This is a genomic window from Micromonospora sp. NPDC003776, assembly GCF_053605645.1.
Genome location: NZ_JBSGJR010000073.1, coordinates 1 through 17660, shown reverse-complemented (window position 1 = coordinate 17660; position 17660 = coordinate 1). Strand labels below are relative to the sequence as shown.

The 17660-nt window shown below is 73.2% G+C and carries 11 protein-coding genes; 5 read left to right on the top strand and 6 right to left on the bottom strand.

The window, feature by feature from the left end:
- The 3 genes from ACWEVO_RS09525 to ACWEVO_RS09515 all read right to left on the bottom strand — a co-directional run.
- Positions 1–2001 (bottom strand): M14 family zinc carboxypeptidase (locus tag ACWEVO_RS09525; protein WP_452307097.1); only part of this gene is annotated, 2001 nt, incomplete at its 3' end.
- 121 nt (positions 2002–2122) lie between these two features.
- Positions 2123–2779, bottom strand: a complete 657-nt coding sequence (locus ACWEVO_RS09520; protein ID WP_452307096.1) for a response regulator transcription factor — start codon at positions 2777–2779, stop codon at positions 2123–2125.
- A gap of 251 nt (positions 2780–3030) precedes the next feature.
- The gene (locus ACWEVO_RS09515) at positions 3031–4428 is read right to left on the bottom strand and encodes a glycosyltransferase family 4 protein (RefSeq protein WP_452307095.1); all 1398 of its coding nucleotides are present in this window, start codon (positions 4426–4428) and stop codon (positions 3031–3033) included.
- Positions 4429–4747: 319 nt separating this feature from the next.
- On the opposite strand from ACWEVO_RS09515, the gene glgX reads away from it, so the two are divergent.
- From glgX to treZ, 3 genes are read left to right on the top strand one after another with little or no spacing between them, the layout of a single operon-like run.
- Positions 4748–6868 (top strand): glycogen debranching protein GlgX, encoded by a 2121-nt coding sequence (glgX, locus tag ACWEVO_RS09510; RefSeq protein ID WP_452307094.1) that lies wholly within the window; start codon positions 4748–4750, stop codon positions 6866–6868.
- A gap of 2 nt (positions 6869–6870) precedes the next feature.
- Positions 6871–9171 carry a malto-oligosyltrehalose synthase gene (gene treY / locus ACWEVO_RS09505; RefSeq protein ID WP_452307093.1) on the top strand — a complete coding sequence of 767 codons (2301 nt, stop codon included), beginning with the start codon at positions 6871–6873 and terminating at the stop codon, positions 9169–9171.
- Positions 9168–10901 (top strand): malto-oligosyltrehalose trehalohydrolase, encoded by a 1734-nt coding sequence (gene treZ, locus ACWEVO_RS09500; RefSeq protein ID WP_452307092.1) that lies wholly within the window; start codon positions 9168–9170, stop codon positions 10899–10901. Before treY ends, treZ begins: the two co-directional genes overlap by 4 nt.
- Positions 10902–11570: 669 nt before the next feature.
- Here treZ and ACWEVO_RS09495 read toward each other — a convergent pair.
- The 3 genes from ACWEVO_RS09495 to ACWEVO_RS09485 all read right to left on the bottom strand — a co-directional run bounded on the left by ACWEVO_RS09495 (position 11571) and on the right by ACWEVO_RS09485 (position 14617).
- Positions 11571–13049, bottom strand: coding sequence for a glutamate--cysteine ligase (locus ACWEVO_RS09495; protein WP_452307091.1), 1479 nt, complete (start codon positions 13047–13049; stop codon positions 11571–11573).
- 121 nt (positions 13050–13170) lie between these two features.
- Positions 13171–14031 carry an alpha/beta fold hydrolase gene (locus tag ACWEVO_RS09490; protein WP_452307090.1) on the bottom strand — a complete coding sequence of 287 codons (861 nt, stop codon included), beginning with the start codon at positions 14029–14031 and terminating at the stop codon, positions 13171–13173.
- 37 nt (positions 14032–14068) lie between these two features.
- Positions 14069–14617, bottom strand: a complete 549-nt coding sequence (locus ACWEVO_RS09485; RefSeq protein WP_452307098.1) for a hypothetical protein — start codon at positions 14615–14617, stop codon at positions 14069–14071.
- A 141-nt stretch (positions 14618–14758) separates the two neighbouring features.
- On the opposite strand from ACWEVO_RS09485, the gene ACWEVO_RS09480 reads away from it, so the two are divergent.
- A complete protein-coding gene (locus tag ACWEVO_RS09480) occupies positions 14759–15883 on the top strand; it encodes a baeRF2 domain-containing protein (RefSeq protein ID WP_452307089.1) in 1125 nt (374 codons plus the stop codon).
- Positions 15876–17639: a thiamine pyrophosphate-binding protein gene (locus ACWEVO_RS09475; protein ID WP_452307088.1), complete on the top strand. Its 1764-nt coding sequence runs from the start codon at positions 15876–15878 to the stop codon at positions 17637–17639. Before ACWEVO_RS09480 ends, ACWEVO_RS09475 begins: the two co-directional genes overlap by 8 nt.
- The last annotated feature ends 21 nt before the right edge of the window (positions 17640–17660 follow it).

The window sequence follows — 17660 nt, the reverse complement described above, 5'->3', positions numbered from 1 at the left end:
GCCGCGCTGGTCGCGGTGGAGCCGGGCACCGGCCGGGTGCTGGGCTACTACGGCGGCAACGGCGGCGCGAGCGGCGCCGACTACGCCGGCTGGTATGGTGATCCGGACCGGACCCACCACCGTGGTGTCGGTCAGGAAGACCCCGGCCGCGCCGGTGGCGTCGACCGGGCCGGTGATCCACGAGCCGGTCGCGATCAGCGTCCCGCCCGCCCGGACCCGGACCGGGCCGGTCACCGTGGCGTCCCGCAGGCAGGTCACCCCGGACACCACCAGTTGGCCGCTGTGCTCACCGGTCACGGTCGGGTACACCCGCTCGCCGTCCACCAGGTTCTCGACTCCCTGCCCGTCCAGCAGCAGGGGGATCAGCCCCCGCTCCGGCTGGGCCAGCGGCACCACGTACCCGTCGGCGACCTTGACCACCTTGTGTCCGTGCGCGGCGAGCCGCTGGGCCACGGTGGTGCGCTGGCCGGCGGGGCCGTCGGTGCGCTCGCCGTGGTACTGCTCCTCGGTGAGCTTGTACGCGCACGGCACGTCGTCGAGGATCTGGCCGTCCTTCGGCGCGTCGAGCGGCGGCGGGGCCTCACCGGGGTGCGGCGCCGGGTACGCCTCGATCGGCCGGGAGCCGCGGAAGACGATCCGGCCGGTGTTCGACACCTGGAAGGTGATCGCGTCCGCCCGGGCCGAGGTGATCTCCTTGAGGTTCGCCCGGTGGTAGTCGAGGAACTGGTTGAAGGTCCACATCGCGGAGTAGGCCTTGCGCCGGCGGTTGTTGGCCGTGTTGCCCTCGTCCGGCCGGGTGGTGCCGCCGGAGCTGCGCAGCTCCAGCAGCGAGTTGACGACGTTCTTGAGGCCGAGGGTGTTGCGCAGGATCGTCTCCTCGCTCAGGCCCACGTTGCCGCCGCCGTTGCACCCGTACGGGCAGGGCCACCAGCCGTCCTTCGCGCCCTGGGTGTACATGTGGCCCTCGATCATGTGCTGCGACTCGTCGAAGATCGACTGGGCCACGTTCTGGTGCCGCGGGGGCAGCATCGGCAGGTCGCCGGCGCTGGAGTTGCCGAACTCGTGCCCGTCGTAGCCGGCCACCGGGCGGTAGTCGCGCAGCATCCGGACCAGCGCGAACGTCTCCGGCTGGCGGATCAGCGAGTAGTCGCGGTTGAGGTCCTGGCCGGTGGAGTTGCCCCGGGTGTTGGCCGCCCGGCCGTCCCCGTTGATGGTCGGCACGATCAGGACGGTGGTGTGCGACAGCAGGTCGATCGTCCGGGCGTCGGTGCTGAAGGCCAGCTTGCGCGCCATGATCAGGCAGCCCTCGCGGTCACCGGGCTCGTTGCCGTGCACGTTGCAGTTGATCATCAGCGGCGAGGTCGCGGCCACCGCCGCCGGGGTGGCCGGCGGGGTCGGGTAGCCGATGACGAACATGTTGATCGGCCGCCCGAGCGCGGTCCGGCCGATCTCGGTGACCCGGACGCGGTCGCTCAGCTCGTCGATCGCCGCGGTGTAGGCGTACTCGTCGACGTCGCTGGTGTACTGCGCGGCGAGGCTGGTCTCCCACTGCGTCCGGAGGTTCTCGCCCGGCACGTTCGGGTCGCCCCACGGGGCCGAGGTGGTGCCGGACACCGGCTCGGAGTACGGCTGCGCGGTGGTCCCGAAGCGGGCGCGTACCCGCCACTGGAACCTCGCCCCCGGGTTGAACCCGGCGTCGGCGAAGGTCGGCGAGGAGTTGTTGATCTGGCGGTTGGGCCGCCAGACACCGGTGATCACGGACGGGCCGGTGGCCGACTCGTCGGCGGCGACCGGGGTGCGCTCGATCTGGTAGTCGGTGGCGCCCTCGACCGGCGTCCAGGCGAGGGTGGCGTAGCCGTCGCCCTGGATGACCGTGAGGCCGTGGACCTGGTTCGGCTCGTCGGCGGCCGGGTCGGCCTGCGCGGGTACGGCTCCGATGACCGCCGCGAGGGCCGCGGCGAGCAGGACGGAGAGGAGGGCCGTCGTCCGTCTGTCTCTCATGGAAGCTCCAGAACAGTGGGATGACACGGGTGCGGACAGCACATGCCAACCACCCCGTCCGCGGTCGACGGCGGGCGAATTCTTGAGGTTGATCTGAGGATGCGGCGGTGAACCCCGCCGGTCAGCTCGCCCGCAGCCGGTAGCCCACCCCGCGTACGGTCTCCACCAGCCCGGCGTCGTCGAGCTTGCCGCGCAGCGCCGCCACGTGGACGTCGAGGGTGTGCCCGGAGTTCCAGGTGCTCTGCCAGACGTCCATCAGCAGCCGTTCCCGGGACACGACCGTCCCCGCCTGCCGGGCCAGCGCCATCAGCAGTTCGAACTCCTTACGGGTCAGGCTCAGCTCCCGGCCGGACAACCAGACCCGCCGGGCGTTCAGGTCGACCCGCAGGTCACCGACCTCCAGCGCCTCCTCGACCCGCGCGTTGCGGGTCGTCCGGCGCAGCACCGCCTCGATCCGGGCCTGCAGTTCGGCCATCGAGAACGGCTTCACGACGTAGTCGTCGGCGCCCGCCCGCAGCCCGGCCACCCGGTCCCGCTCCTCGGAGCGGGCGGTCACCGCGATGATGGCGACGTCCTCGTCGCGCCGGCGGATCCGCCGGCACAGCTCCAGGCCATCCTGATCCGGCAGGTTGAGGTCGAGCAGGACGAGGTCGACCGGACCGGCGGCGGTGGCCTCCGAGACGGTGGTGGCCGCGATGACCGCGAAGCCCCGACGGCGCAGCGCCGAGGCCAGTGCGGACGCGACGCGCAGGTCGTCTTCCACCAGAAGCACCCGCACGCGCGTCTCCTCGGCCCTCGTCCCGACGGGGTCCACGCGAGTCTTCCCGATGGACACCGGGCGCGACCAGCCTGGACAGAAGATCACGACCACCGGACGACCCGGGTCGAGCCGTCTCGGTGACCCGGCGGCCCCGTCCGCCCGCCTCAGTGATCCACTCCGACTGCGGCATCCCGGGCTGTCGTACGCGGTGGAAGCCGCGGGATGCCGCAAGCCGAGTGGATCATCGCGGGCCGCCCGGCCCCCGGACGTCAGCGCAGGCCGGCGGCGGCGAGGAGGTTGCCCTCCGGGAGGGCGGGCAGGGCCCGGCCGGCGGCCATCCGCTGCTCGGCCCGGGCGGCGGTGAACGCCGGGTCGCCCGCGATCGCGGCGGCGTACGTGGCCGCGGTGCGGGACGCGATCGCCGACCAGCCGTACTGCTCGTGGACCATGGCGCGGGCGCGCCGGGCGAGGGCCCGGGCGCGGTCCCGGTCCGACAGCAGCGCGTGCACCGCCTCGGTGAGCCCGTCCGGGTCCTGCGGGGCGAACGTCATGCCGGTGACCCCCGGCTCGACGATCTCGGCGAGCCCGCCGGTGCGCGAAACGGCCAGGGGCGCGCCGGCCGCCGCGCCCTCCAGGGCGACCATGCCGAAGGGTTCGTAGATGCTCGGCACCGCGAAGCAGTCGGAGGCGGCCATCACGGCGGGCAGGTCCGCGCCTCCGAGGAACCCCGGCATGCTGACGGTGCCGCCCAGGCCGAGCCGGTGCACCTCGGCCTCCAGGGCCGGCTTGTACGGGCCGTCGCCCACCACCACCGCGCGCAGCCCGGGGTGCCGCTCCCGCAGCCGGGGGAGCCCGGCGAGCAGGTGCTGCACGCCCTTCTCGTAGACCAGCCGGCCGGCGAAGGTGATCAGCGGACCGTCGCCGGCGTACCGGGCGCGGGCGGCGGCGATCGCCTTCGCGGGCACCCGCCAGCGCTGCGGCTCGACCCCGTTGGGCACCACGTCGACCCGCGCGCCGGGCACGCCGAACAGCGCGGTCACCTCGTCGCGCATGTAGCCGGAGCAGACGATCACCCGGCCGGACTCGGCGGCCAGCCAGTGCTCGACGCCGTGGATGGTCCGGTTCATCTCCTCGGGCAGCCAGCCCTGGTGCCGGCCCGCCTCGGTGGCGTGGATGGTGCTGACCAGCGGGACGTCCAGGTGCTCGCGCAGCGTCATGGCGGTGTGCGCGACCAGCCAGTCGTGGGCGTGGATGACGTCGTAGCCGCCGGACTCGGCGGCGCGCAGCGCGGCCCGGGTGAGGGTGTGGTTGAACGCCATGGTCCAGGCCAGCAGCGAGCCGGTGGCGAGCGGGAAGGTGACCGGGTCCTCGGCGGCGCGGACGATCCGGACACCGTCGGCGTACTCCTCCAGGGGCGCGCCCTCGGCGTGGCGGGTGACGACGGTGACCTCGTGGCCGGCGGCGGCCAGCGCGACGGAGAGGGCGTGTACGTGGCGGCCGAGGCCGCCGACGAGCACCGGCGGGTACTCCCACGACAGCATGAGGATGCGCCGGGTCCGGGGCGGCGTGCCGTTCTGCTGCGGGATGGTGGGGCGGGAGGTGAGGGTGGGCCGGTGGGTCCGGTCTGTCGCGGTGGCGGGCTGCTCGCCGACCCGCAGGGTGGTCACATCAATCTCCGTCCATGCATGCTGGGACGCGCCGGCGACACTGGCGGCGTGGGAAGCGTGGTGAGGGTGGCCGAGAGGCCGAGTGGACCCGTGCGGGCGCGCGCGTCCACGAACAAGGAAACGCCAACTCCCGCCGACCCGCATCTCGAAAAGGGCGTTCGTGACGGAAGACACCCGAAGGGCCAGTCGGGGCCAGGTGGGTGGATTCGGGTTACGGTCCGAACGGATGGATTGGCGGACGGTAGGGCGGGGCATTAGCGGCGTGCGCACCGGCGGTCCACCCGTCCGGTGCGCTCATGATCATGGCCGAAGGAGCGACATGCAGGTCTGGCCGGGCGAGAGCTATCCCCTCGGTGCCACGTACGACGGGATGGGAACCAACTTCGCGATCTTCTCAGAGGTGGCGGAGAAGATTGAGCTCTGCCTGTTCGACGAGTGGGACACCGGCGCCGAGCTCCGGGTCGAGCTGCGCGAGGTCGACGCGTACGTCTGGCACGCGTACCTCCCGGGGATCGAGCCCGGCCAGCGGTACGGCTACCGGGTGCACGGCCCGTGGGACCCGGCCAACGGGCTGCGGTGCAACCCGCACAAGCTGCTGCTCGACCCCTACGCCAAGGCGGTCGACGGGGAGATCACCTGGGACCCGGCGGTCTACGACTACGAGATGGGCGGCGACCCGGACCGGCGCAACGAGACCGACTCGGCGCCGTTCATGCCCAAGTCGGTGGTGGTGAACCCGTACTTCGACTGGGGCAACGACAAGCCGCCGCGCACCCCGTACCACCACTCGGTGATCTACGAGGCGCACGTGCGCGGGCTGACCATGCGCCACCCCGGCATCCCGGAGGAGCTGCGCGGCACGTACGCGGCCATCGCCTCCCCGGTGATGATCGACTACTTCAAGCGGCTCGGGGTGACGGCGGTCGAGCTGATGCCGGTGCACGAGTTCGTGCACGACCACCGCCTGGCCGACCTCGGCCTGCGCAACTACTGGGGCTACAACACCATCGGCTTCTTCGCCCCGCACCACGGCTACTCGGCGCTCGGCCGGCTCGGCCAGCAGGTGCAGGAGTTCCGCGGCATGATCAAGGCGCTGCACGCGGCCGGCATCGAGGTCATCCTCGACGTGGTCTACAACCACACCGCCGAGGGCAACCACCTCGGCCCCTCGCTGAGCTTCAAGGGCATCGACACCCCGAGCTACTACCGGCTCTCCGAGGAGGACCGGCGCTACTTCGTCGACTACACCGGCACCGGCAACAGCCTCAACGTGCGCAGCCCGCACTCGCTCCAGCTGATCATGGACTCGCTGCGCTACTGGGTCACCGAGATGCACGTCGACGGCTTCCGGTTCGACCTCGCCGCCACCCTGGCCCGCGAGTTCTACGAGGTCGACCGCCTCTCCACCTTCTTCGAGGTGGTGCAGCAGGACCCGGTGGTCGGCCGGGTCAAGCTGATCGCCGAGCCGTGGGACGTCGGGCCGGGCGGCTACCAGGTCGGCAACTTCCCGCCGCAGTGGACCGAGTGGAACGGCAAGTACCGGGACACGGTGCGGGACTTCTGGCGCGGGGAGCCGAACACGCTGGCCGAGTTCGCCTCCCGGATCTCCGGCTCCGCGGACCTGTACCAGGACGACGGGCGCCGCCCGTTCCACAGCATCAACTTCGTCACCTGCCACGACGGATTCACCCTCAACGACCTGGTCTCGTACAACGACAAGCACAACGAGGCCAACGGCGAGGAGAACCGGGACGGCGAGAGCCACAACCGCTCCTGGAACTGCGGCGTCGAGGGGGAGACCGACGACCCCGGCGTGCTCGCCCTGCGCGCCCGGCAGCGGCGCAACTTCCTGGCCACCCTGATCCTGTCCCAGGGCGTGCCGATGATCGGCCACGGCGACGAGCTGGGCCGCACCCAGCACGGCAACAACAACGCCTACTGCCAGGACAGCGAGCTGGCCTGGGTCGACTGGGAGCGGGCCGACGAGGAGCTGCTCGCGTTCGTGCAGCGACTCACCGAGTTCCGCGGGCGGCACCGGGTGTTCCAGCGGCGCCGCTTCTTCACCGGGCTGCCGGTGGGCGGACGGGCCGCCGGCTCCGCCCTGCCCGACCTGGCCTGGTACACCCCCGACGGTCGGGAGATGACCGGCGAGGACTGGGGCAACGACTTCGGTCGCTCGGTGGCCCTCTTCGTCAACGGCGATGGCATCCCGGAGCGCGGCCAGTACGGCCAGCGCCACCGGGACGACTCGTTCCTGCTGCTGTTCAACGCGCACGACGCGCCGCTGGACTTCACCCTGCCACCGGCGGAGTTCGGGCAGCGGTGGGAGCTGGTCATCAACACCGCGGAACCGGATCCGGAGAAGAGCACGGTGGTCGAGGCGGGCGGCAGCGTCTGCGTACCCGATCGCTCGCTCCTGGTCCTGGAGAGGACGGCCTGAACATGCCGGACACCGCCCGGTCGACCTACCGGGTTCAGGTGCGGCCCGGCTTCGACCTCGACGCCACCGCCGGGCTCGCCGACTACCTGCGCGACCTGGGCGTCACCCACCTCTACAGCGCGCCGCTGCTGGCCGCCACCCCGGGCTCGGCGCACGGCTACGACGTGGTCGACCACCGGGCCGTCAACCCGGAACTCGGTGGCGAGGGCGGCCGGCAGCGCCTGGTCCGGGCGCTGCGCGCGGCCGGGCTCGGCCTGGTCGTGGACATCGTCCCCAACCACGCCGGGGTCGCCCGGCCGGAGGCCAACCCGGCCTGGTGGGACGTGCTGCGCCGAGGACGCGAATCCGCGTACGCGGACTGGTTCGACATCGACTGGGACCGCGGCCGGCTGCTGCTGCCGGTGCTCGCCGACACCCCGGAGGCGCTCGACGACCTCAAGGTGGTCGACGGGGAGCTGCGCTACCACGAGCACCGTTTCCCGATCGCCGACGGCACCGGCGACGGCACCCCCCGCCAGGTGCACGACCGGCAGCACTACGAGATGGTCAACTGGCGCCGCGGCGACACCGAGCTGACGTACCGGCGGTTCTTCGCCGTCTCCGACCTGGCCGGGCTGCGGGTGGAGGACCCGGAGGTGTTCCGCGCCACGCACGCGGAGATCCTGCGCTGGGCTGCGGCGGGCGACCTGGCCGGCATCCGGGTCGACCACCCGGACGGGCTGCGCGACCCGGCCGGCTACCTGGCCCGGCTGCGCGCCGCCGCCCCGGACGCCTGGCTGGTGGTGGAGAAGATCCTCGAGTACGGCGAGGAGCTGCCGGACTGGCCGGTGGACGGCACCACCGGCTACGACGCGCTGGCCGCCGCCGGTGGGCTCTTCGTGGACCCGGACGCCGAGGGGGACTTCACCGCCCTGGACACCCGGCTGACCGGGCGGCGCACCTCCTGGCCGGAGCTGACCCACCGCACCAAGCTCGAGGCCGCCACCCGGCTGCTCGCCGCCGAGCTGAGCCGGCTCGCCGCGCTGGTGCCCGAACTGCCCCCCGAGCAGGCCCGGGCGGCCCTGGCCGAGCTGGCCGCCTGCTTCCCGGTCTACCGGGGCTACCCGCCGGAGGGCGCCCGGCACCTCGCCGCCGCCCGGTCCGAGGCCGGCCGGCGCCGCCCCGACCTGACCGCCGTCCTGGACGCGGTCACCGCCCGGCTGCGCGACCCCGGGCACGAGCTGGCCGCCCGGTTCCCACAGCTCACCGGCGCGGTCATGGCCAAGGGTGTGGAGGACACGGCGTACTACCGGTGGAGCCGGTTCGTCGCGCTCAACGAGGTCGGCGGCAGCCCGGCCCACTTCGGCGTGCCGCCGGCCGAGTTCCACCGCTTCGCCGCCGCCCGGCAGGTGCGTTGGCCGGCCAGCATGACCACGCTCTCCACCCACGACACCAAGCGCGGCGAGGACGTCCGGGCCCGGCTCGCCGTGCTGTCCGAGCTGCCGCGGCGCTGGGCCGAGCGGGTGGGGGACTGGATGTCCCGGGCGCCGTTGGCCGACCCGGCCTTCGCTCATCTGCTCTGGCAGACCGCCGTCGGCGCCTGGCCGATCGAGCGGGAGCGGCTGCACGCGTACGCGGAGAAGGCCGCCCGGGAGGCGTCGGTGGCGACCAGCTGGGCGGACCCCGACCCGGCCTTCGAGCGCGAACTGCACGCCCTGGTCGACCGGATGTACGACGACCCGGACCTGCACGGCGAGATCAACGCCTTCGTCGCCGACATCACCCCGGCGGGCTGGTCCAACTCGCTCGGGCAGAAGCTGGTGCAGCTCGCCATGCCCGGCGTGCCCGACACCTACCAGGGCACCGAGCTCTGGGAGAACTCGCTGGTCGACCCGGACAACCGGCGCCCGGTCGACTTCGCCGTACGCCGGGAGCTGCTGGCCCGGCTCGACGCCGGCGAGCGGCCGGCGGTGGCCGCGGACGGCGCGGCCAAGCTGCTCGTGGTGTCCCGGGCGCTGCGGCTGCGGCGGGACCACCCCGAGCTGTTCACCGGCTACCGCCCGGTGCCGGCGCACGGCCCGGCCGGCGCGCACGCGGTGGCCTTCGACCGGGGCGGCGCGATCGCGGTCGCGACCCGGCTGCCGCTGCGGCTGGCCCGGGCCGGCGGCTGGCGCGACACGAGACTGTCGATTTCTGTTCATCGGGTTACGGACATGTTCACCGGTCGGGTCTACAGTGGGTCTGAGCTGCTCCTGGATGATCTGTTGAGCACCTATCCCGTCGCCCTGCTGGCTCCCGCCGACTCCGTGGAGGCTGCCGCATGACCGAGTTCGCGGTGTGGGCGCCCGAGGCCCACCGGGTCCGGCTGCGCCTGCCCGGCGTCGCCGACCACGACATGCGTCCGGGCCCCGGCGGCTGGTGGCGGGTCGAGGTGCCCGGCACCGGACCGGGCACCGACTACACCTATCTCCTCGACGACGACGAGCAGGCCCTGCCCGATCCCCGGTCGGCGTGGCAGCCGGCCGGCGTGCACGGGCCGAGCCGGGTCTACGACCACGGCGCCTTCCGCTGGACCGACCAGGGCTGGACCGGCCGGCAACTGCCCGGCAGCGTCCTCTACGAGCTGCACGTGGGCACCTTCACCCCGGAGGGCACCTTCGACGCCGCCATCGATCGCCTGGACCACCTGGTCGAGCTGGGTGTCGACCTGATCGAGCTGCTGCCGGTCAACGCCTTCAACGGCGAGCGCAACTGGGGCTACGACGGGGTCTGCTGGTACGCGCCGCACCAGCCGTACGGCGGCCCGGACGGACTCAAGCGCCTGGTCGACGCCGCGCACGCCAAGGGGCTGGGGGTGATCCTCGACGTCGTCTACAACCATTTCGGGCCCTCCGGGGCCTACGCGCCGATGTTCGCGCCGTACCTCGCCGAGCAGAACAACCCCTGGGGCCGCACCGTTAACCTCGACGGCCCGCACTCCGACGGGGTGCGCCGCTACATCATCGACAGCGTGCTGATGTGGCTGCGCGACTACCACGTCGACGGGCTCCGGCTGGACGCCGTGCACGCCATGCCCGACTCCCGGGCCACCCACCTGCTGGAGCAGATGGCGGCCGACGTCGAGGCGCTCTCCACCCACCTCGGCCGACCGCTGTCCCTGATCGCCGAGTCCGACCTCAACGACCCCCGCCTGATCACCCCGCGGGAGGCCGGCGGGTACGGCCTGCACGCGCAGTGGAACGACGACGCGCACCACGCGCTGCACACCCTGCTGACCGGGGAACGGCAGGGCTACTACGGGGACTTCGGCTCCCTCGAATGCCTGACCGACGTGCTCACCGGCGCCTTCTTCCACGCCGGCACCTGGTCCAGCTTCCGCAACCGCAGCCACGGCCGGCCGGTCGACCGGCAGCGGACGCCCGGCCACCGGTTCGTGGCGTACCTGCAGAACCACGACCAGGTCGGCAATCGGGCCACCGGCGACCGGATCTCCGCCACCCTGTCGGCCGGGCTGCTGCGGGTCGGCGCCACCCTGCTGATGACCGCGCCCTTCACCCCGATGCTGTTCATGGGGGAGGAGTGGGCGGCGAGCACCCCCTGGCAGTTCTTCACCAGCCATCCCGAGCCGGAGTTGGCGGCCGCGGTGGCCACCGGGCGGAAGCGGGAGTTCGCCGCGCACGGCTGGCCGCCGGGGGAGGTGCCCGACCCGCAGGACCCGCAGACCTTCCTCCGCTCCCGGCTGGACTGGGCCGAGCTGGACAAGCCCGAGCACCGGGAGATGTACGACTTCTACCGGCGGCTGATCGCCCTGCGCAAGCGCCGGCCGGACCTGTCCGACCCCCGGCTCGGCCAGGTCGAGGTCCGGCACGGCGACCAGTTCCTGCTGATGCGCCGGGGCGAGTGCCTGGTGGTGGCGAACCTGGCCGGCAAGCCGCAGCGGATCAACCTGCCTGGTGTGGTGCGCAGCGTGCTGCTCGCCACCGAGAGCGGGGTGACGGTGATGCGGGACGGCCTCGAGCTGCCGGCCGAGTCGGCCGCGATCGTGGCGCTCTGACCCTGCCGTGACCCCATATCCGCCAGCGTCGATCGGCAGGGTGCACGAGTCGGACGGCGCGAGTGTCCGCCCGAACCCGCTCTGACCCTCCGGCGGCCGCCCAGAACTCCGGGGGCAGCTCGTCCACCCCTCGGGCCGGCGCGTCGTACTCGTCGGCGACGGGCAGCAGGGCCGCGCAGGTCGGGTCGCCGTCGGCGGATCACGTCCGCGTTCAACCGGGCCCGCGCGGCGACCACCGCGCCGAAGGCCACTCGGTCGCCGTCGTAGCCGTACGCCGGCGCCCACGGCTGCGCCGGCCGGGGCATCCGGATTTCGGCCCGCTCGTCACCCGACCGCGTGGCCGGTTTCGGCAGGCTGCCGGCGGTTACTCTCCGCCTTCGTTGCCTCAATCACGGACGATGACGGTCTTGTTCCGCCCCGGCACCTGCCTGCACTGCCCTTTGCTCTGCTTCAACCCACGCAACACCGCCCTGAGCTGCTGCGATGTGATCGGTGGTGACCCCGAGTGCGACGGGCCCCTGATCACGCAGCGTGCCTGTTGCGCCGGTTGAAGCAGAGCAAAGGCGGCGCGGGGGTCGGTGCCGGGACGGCGGCAGGTCGCTCCGTGTGATGATCGATGGCCGCAGCCCGAGCCGGAGCCGGCGTCGGCCGGAAGCAAGTCCTGCTGCCTCAGGGCAGCGGCCACTCGTGGACCGGGCGGTTGCTGTGCATCAGGTCGACGTAGTGGCGGACCACCTCGCGCAGCGCCTCCGGCCGGTCCAGGTGGTCGGCGGACTCCAGCCGGTGCAGGGTCTCCACCTGCCAGGTGGCGCCGTTGCGCCCGGTCAGGCAGCGCTGCTCGATGATCCCGAGCAGCCGGTCCCGCTCGCCCGGATCGAGGCCCCACCGGTCCAACCCGTGGTACGCCAGCGGCAGCAGCCGGCGCAGCACCAGTTCGGTCACCGGCAGGTAACCCAGCCCCGGCCAGAACACCTGGGCGTCGATGCCGTGCCGGGCGCAGGTGTTGAAGTTCTCCTCGGCGGCGCTGAACGACATCTGCGACCACAGCGGCCGGTCCGACTCGGCGAGGGCCCGGACCAGGCCGAAGTAGAAGGCGCCGTTGGCGACCGTGTCCACCACGGTCGGTCCGGCCGGCAGCACCCGGTTCTCGACCCGCAGGTGCGGGCGGCCCTTCAGCACGTCGTACACCGGGCGGTTCCAGCGGTAGATGGTGCCGTTGTGCAGCCGCAGCTCGGCGAGCTTGGGCACCTCGCCGGCGGCCAGCGCCCGCGCCGGGTCCTCCGCATCGCAGACCGGCAGCAGCGCCGGGAAGTAGCGCACGTTCTCCTCGAAGAGGTCGAACACGCTGGTGATCCAGCGTTCCCCGAACCAGACCCGCGGGCGTACCCCCTGGGCCTTGATCTCCTCGGAGCGGGTGTCGGTGGCCTGCTGGAACAGCGGGATCCGGGTCTCCCGCCACAGCTCGCGGCCGAAGAACAGCGGCGAGTTCGCGCCGAGCGCGACCTGCACCCCGGCGATCGCCTGGGCGGCGTTCCAGTGGTCGGCGAACTGGGCGGGGCTCACCTGGAGGTGGAACTGGGTGCTGGTGCAGGCCGCCTCGGGGGTGATGGTGTCGGCGGTGGTGGCCAGCCGTTCCACCCCGCTGATCGAGATCGGCAGGTCCTCACCGCGGGCGGCGAAGATCTGCTCGTTGAGCAACTCGTAGCGGGGGTTCGCCGAGAGGGTGGCGGCGGTCAGGTGCTCGGGCCGCAGGGTGGGCAGGATGCCGATCATCACCATGTGCGCGTCGACCGTACGGGCCTTCTCCTCGGCCGCGTTCAGGCTGGCCCGTACGTGCTCCTCGAACTGTGCGGTGCCCTTGCCGGCGAGCCGGCGGGGCGCCACGTTGATCTCCACGTTGAACTGTCCCAGCTCCGTCTGGAAGCTTGGGTCGGCGACCGCGGCGAGCACGTCGGCGTTGCGCATGGCGGGCTGGGCGTCGTCGTCGACCAGGTTCAGTTCGATCTCCAGCCCGGTCATCGGCCGCTCCACGTCGAAGCGCGACTCGCGCAGCATCTCGGCGAAGACGTCCAGGCAGCGCCGTACCTTCTCCCGGTAGCGGGCCCGGTCCTCCCGGCTGAAGGTCCGCGCGCCGACGTCCTCGCCCATGGTCACCGCCCTGTCACCGCTGGTTTCCCTAACCTCGCACGGGACGGCGGGGCAGGGAAGGCCCGATGGACCTTTTATCTACCCAACGATGGGCCCGGTGATCCCTCTCGCGGGCCCGGCGTCAGCCGGCGAGGAAGTCGCCCAGCAGGGCAGCCAGTTCCCGCGGCGCCTCCTCGGCCATGTGGTGGCCCGACGGCACCGACGCGGCCCGGACGTCGTCGGCCCAGTCCCGCCAGATCGCCGCCGGATCGCCGTACAGGTCCACCATGTCGTCCCGCTCGGACCAGACGAAGAGCACCGGGCAACCGATGCGCCGCCCGGCGGCCCGGTCCGCGTCGTCCGCGGCCCGGTCGGGGCCGAGCCCGGCCCGGTAGTCCTCGCACATCGCGTGCACGGTGGCCGGGTCGTGGATGGCCCGCCGGTAGTCGGCGTACGCCTCCGCGCCCATGGCCTCCGGCGAGCCGCCGTACCAGGCGTCGGGGTCGGCGTTGATCACCCGCTCGGCCGGCTTGGCGAGCTGCCCGAGGAAGAACCAGTGCCACCAGCGGGCCGCGAACCCGGCGTCGCAGCGGGCCAGGGCCTCGCCGATCGGCACCCCGTCGAGCACCCCGAGCCGGGTCACCCGGTCCGGGTGGTCCAGCGCGGTCCGCATCGCCACGTACGCGCCCCGGTCGTGGCCGACCACCGCGGCCCGCGGGTGGCCGAGCGCGTCGAGCAGCGCGACCACGTCGGCGGCCATGGCCCGTTTGGCGTACGTGGTGTGCGCCGGGTCGCTCGGTGGCTTCGACGAGCCGCCGTAGCCGCGCAGGTCCGGGCAGATCACCGTGTGCCGGGCGGCGAGCAGCGGGGCGACCCGGTGCCAGGTGGCGTGGGTACGCGGGTGCCCGTGCAGCAGCACCACCGGCGGCCCGGAACCGCCGTGCCGGACCCGTAACCGGACCGGGCCGACGTCGATCTCGTCGAGGGTGAAACCGGCGAACATGGACCCAGCGGTGCCCGGGCGCCCCGGGACGGAAACCTCAGGTCAGCACCGACCAGGCGGCGAGCCCCAGCACCAACAGCGCGCCCAGGGCCGCCTGCAGGAGCAACGGCGGGCCCAGGTGGGACCAGACCGTCGCGGTCCGCGGCGTCAGCAGCTGCCCCGTGGTCAGGTTGACGATCCGCTCGATCCGCGGCGGCAGGTCCGCGTCGCGCTGCGGGCGCAGGGTGAGCTGCACCTGGTCCCCGGGGTGCAGGGCGCTCTGCGGCAGGTGGCCGTGCAGCTCCACCTCCACCAGCCGGTCCGCGGTGTCCCGGACCCGGACCGGGGTGACCAGGAACTCGGGGCCCTTCTTCAGCTCCTTGAAGCTGCGCCGGGCACCCCCGCCGCCGCTGCTGAGCAGCGCCCGGGCCACCCGCATCAGCAGCCCCGCCACCCCGGCTGCGGTGAGCACCGCGACCAGGACGGGCTGCCCGACCCGCACCTCGCGGGCGTACCCCTCCATCAGCCGGACCAGCCGGCCGGTGACGATGCGTTCCGCCGGCCGGACGACGCGCCGGGTGTGCAGCTCCGTGTCCATGTTCACCACCCAGAGTCCCGTTCCGTTCACCGATGGTATCGGCCCTTCGGGTTGAACGACGTGAATGAACTCCGGTCACGCACCCGGCCGGCCAGGTGACATCCCGGGCGGCCTGGGTATGCGTGCGGCCGAGCTGGAAAGGGGTCGAGCATGCAGCTGTCCTTCCTGCGCCCGCTCTACGACCGTCCGGGGCCGTGGTGTTCGGTGTACCTGGACGCCTCCCGGGACACCCACGACTCGCGTCCCCAGGTGGACCTGCGGTGGCGGTCCCTCAAGGGGCACCTGCTGGAGCAGGGTGGCGACCCGGTGACCATCGACGCGGTCGAGGAGGTCGTGCGCCGGCACGACCCGATGCCGGGGGACTACGGCATCGCCGTCTTCGCCAATCGGGGTCGGGTGGTGCTGACCGAATACCTCTCCGCACCGCCGCTGCGGGACCTCGCCACCTGGTCCGCCCTGCCGCACACCATGCCGCTGGTCGCCCAGCGCGGCGAGCAGATCGCCTGGGTGCGGGTACTGGCCGACCGGACCGGGGCCGACGCGGTCGCCGTCAGCGCCGGCGGGGTGCCCCGCCGGGCCACCATCAAGGGACGGGAGAGCTGGCAGCTGCGCCGGGTGCAGCCGGGCGGCTGGTCGCAGTCGCGCTACCAGCGCGCGGCGATGGAGGCGTGGCACCACAACGCCGGCGACGCCGCCGCGGCCACCGCCGAGCTGGCCGACAAGGTGGGCGCGGACGTGGTGGTGGTGGCCGGGGACATCCGGGCCACCGGGATGATCGCCGCCCAGCTCCCCGAGCGCTGGCAGGACGTGCTGGTCCGCACCGACGCCGGCTCCCGCAACGTGGGCGCCGACGACACGCTGATGGACGATCTCACGGTGCAGACCGTGGCGGAGGTCGCCGACCAGCGGATCGCCGCCGCCTTGGACCGCTTCGGTCTGCAGGAGGACGTCGGGGCCGGTCTGGACGCGGTCGTCTCCGCCCTGCAACGCAACCAGGTCGACACCATGCTGATCGTGGACGACCCGGCCGCCGACGGGGAGCTCTGGGTGGGTCCCGAGCCGACCGAGATCGCCACCGATCCGCAGCAGTTGGCCGCGATGTCGGTGGCCGACCCGCAACGGGTCCGCGCCGACGCCGCGTTGCTGCGCGCGCTGGTCGGCACCGACGCCGAGCTCACCGTGCTCGCACCCGAGGAGGCGCCGGAACTCACCGACGGGGTCGGCGCGGTGCTCCGGTACGTCGACGCGAGCACGCCCGGGCGGGGCAATGCCTGACCGTACGGTGGCCGACCTGGTCGTCGAGCGCCTGCGTGCCTGGCGGGTGCCGCGGGCGTTCGGCTATCCGGGAGCCGCGATCGAACCGCTGGTGGCCGCGCTGGACGCCGCCGGCGGTGACCCGGAGTTCATTCCCGCCCGGCACGAGGAGACCGCCGCGTTCATGGCCACCGGCCACGCCAAGTTCACCGGGGAGATCGGGGTCTGCCTGGCCACCCAGGGGCCGAGCGCCGTGCACCTGCTCAACGGCCTCTACGACGCCAAGCTGGACAGCAAGCCGGTGGTGGCGATCGTCGGGGAGGACGTCACCGGGCCGCTCGGCGGGGCGCACGAGGAGATCGGGCTGAGCCGCCTCTTCGGCGACGTGTGCAACCAGTTCGTCCGGTACGGGCGGGTGCCCGGCCAGGTGCCGGCGCTGCTCGACCAGGCGTTCCGCACCGCGGCCGCGACCCGCAGCCCGACCTGCGTGGTGCTGCCGCACGCGTTGCAGGTGGCCGCCGTACCGGACCTGCTGCCGCAGACCGCCGGCGTCATGTCCGCGACCCCCGGTGAGCCGCTGGCCCGGGTGCTGCCGCACGAGGGGGACCTGGACGCGGCGGCCTCGCTGCTCGGCACCGGGCAGCGGGTGGCGATCCTGGTCGGGCAGGGGGCGCACGGCGCGGCGGACGAGATCGTCATGCTGGCCGACCGGCTCGGCGCGGGCGTGGCGACGTCGCTGCTCGGCAAGCCCGTGCTGGACGAGCGACTGCCGTACCACACCGGTGTGCTCGGCGAGGTGGGCACGACCGCCGCCGCCCAGCTCATGGGGAGCTGCGACACGCTGCTGCTGGTCGGCACCAACGACCCGTGGACCGACTGGTACCCGCTGCCCGGGCAGGTACGGACCATCCAGATCGACATCGACGGCCGGCGGATCGGGGCCCGCTACCCGGTGGACGTGCCGCTGGTGGGCGACGCGGCCGACACGCTGCGGGCGCTGCTCGGCCGGGTGCCGGACCGGCCCAACCCGCAGTGGCGGAGCGTGGTCGAGACCTCGGTGGACCGCTGGCGGGAGGCCGCCGCCGAGCGGGCCGGGGCCCCGGCCGAGCCGGTGAACCCGCAGCTCGTGGTGCAGGAACTGGCCGCCCGGATGCCGCAGCGGGGGGCCGTCGCGGTGGACGTCGGCTCGGTCATCTACTGGTACGCCCGGCACCTCCAACTGCCCCCGGGGGTCCGGGCGCAGCTCTGCGGCACGCTCGGCTCGATGGGCTGCGCCCTGCCGTACGCGGTGGCCGCCAAGCTGGCCCGCCCCGACGAGCCCGTGCTCGCCCTGCTCGGCGACGGCGCGATGCAGCTCAACGGCCTGGCCGAGCTGATCACCGTGGCGCATCACTGGCAGGAGTGGCGGGATCCCCGGCTGGTGGTGCTGGTGCTCAACAACCGCGACCACTCCGGCATGGGCGGCGGACGGCACCCGACCGGTGCCGTCACCCACCGGCGCCCCGACGTGCCGTACGCCGGCTGGGCCCGGCTGCTCGGCCTGCACGGCGTCCGGGTGGACCGCCCCGAGCTGGTCGGGCCGGCCTGGGACGAGGTCCTCGCCGCCGACCGGCCCAGCGTGCTGGAGGCGGTGGTCGACCCGGCCGTGCCGCTCGACCCGCCGGAGCCGGCCCTGGCCGACCTGCGGGGCCTCTTCGCCGACGGGGACGCGGCCCGGAGGGTACGCGAGCAGGTGCTGCACCACCGGACCGCCGTGGAGGCCGAGGACCTGGCCTGACGCGCCTGTCGATCCGAACGA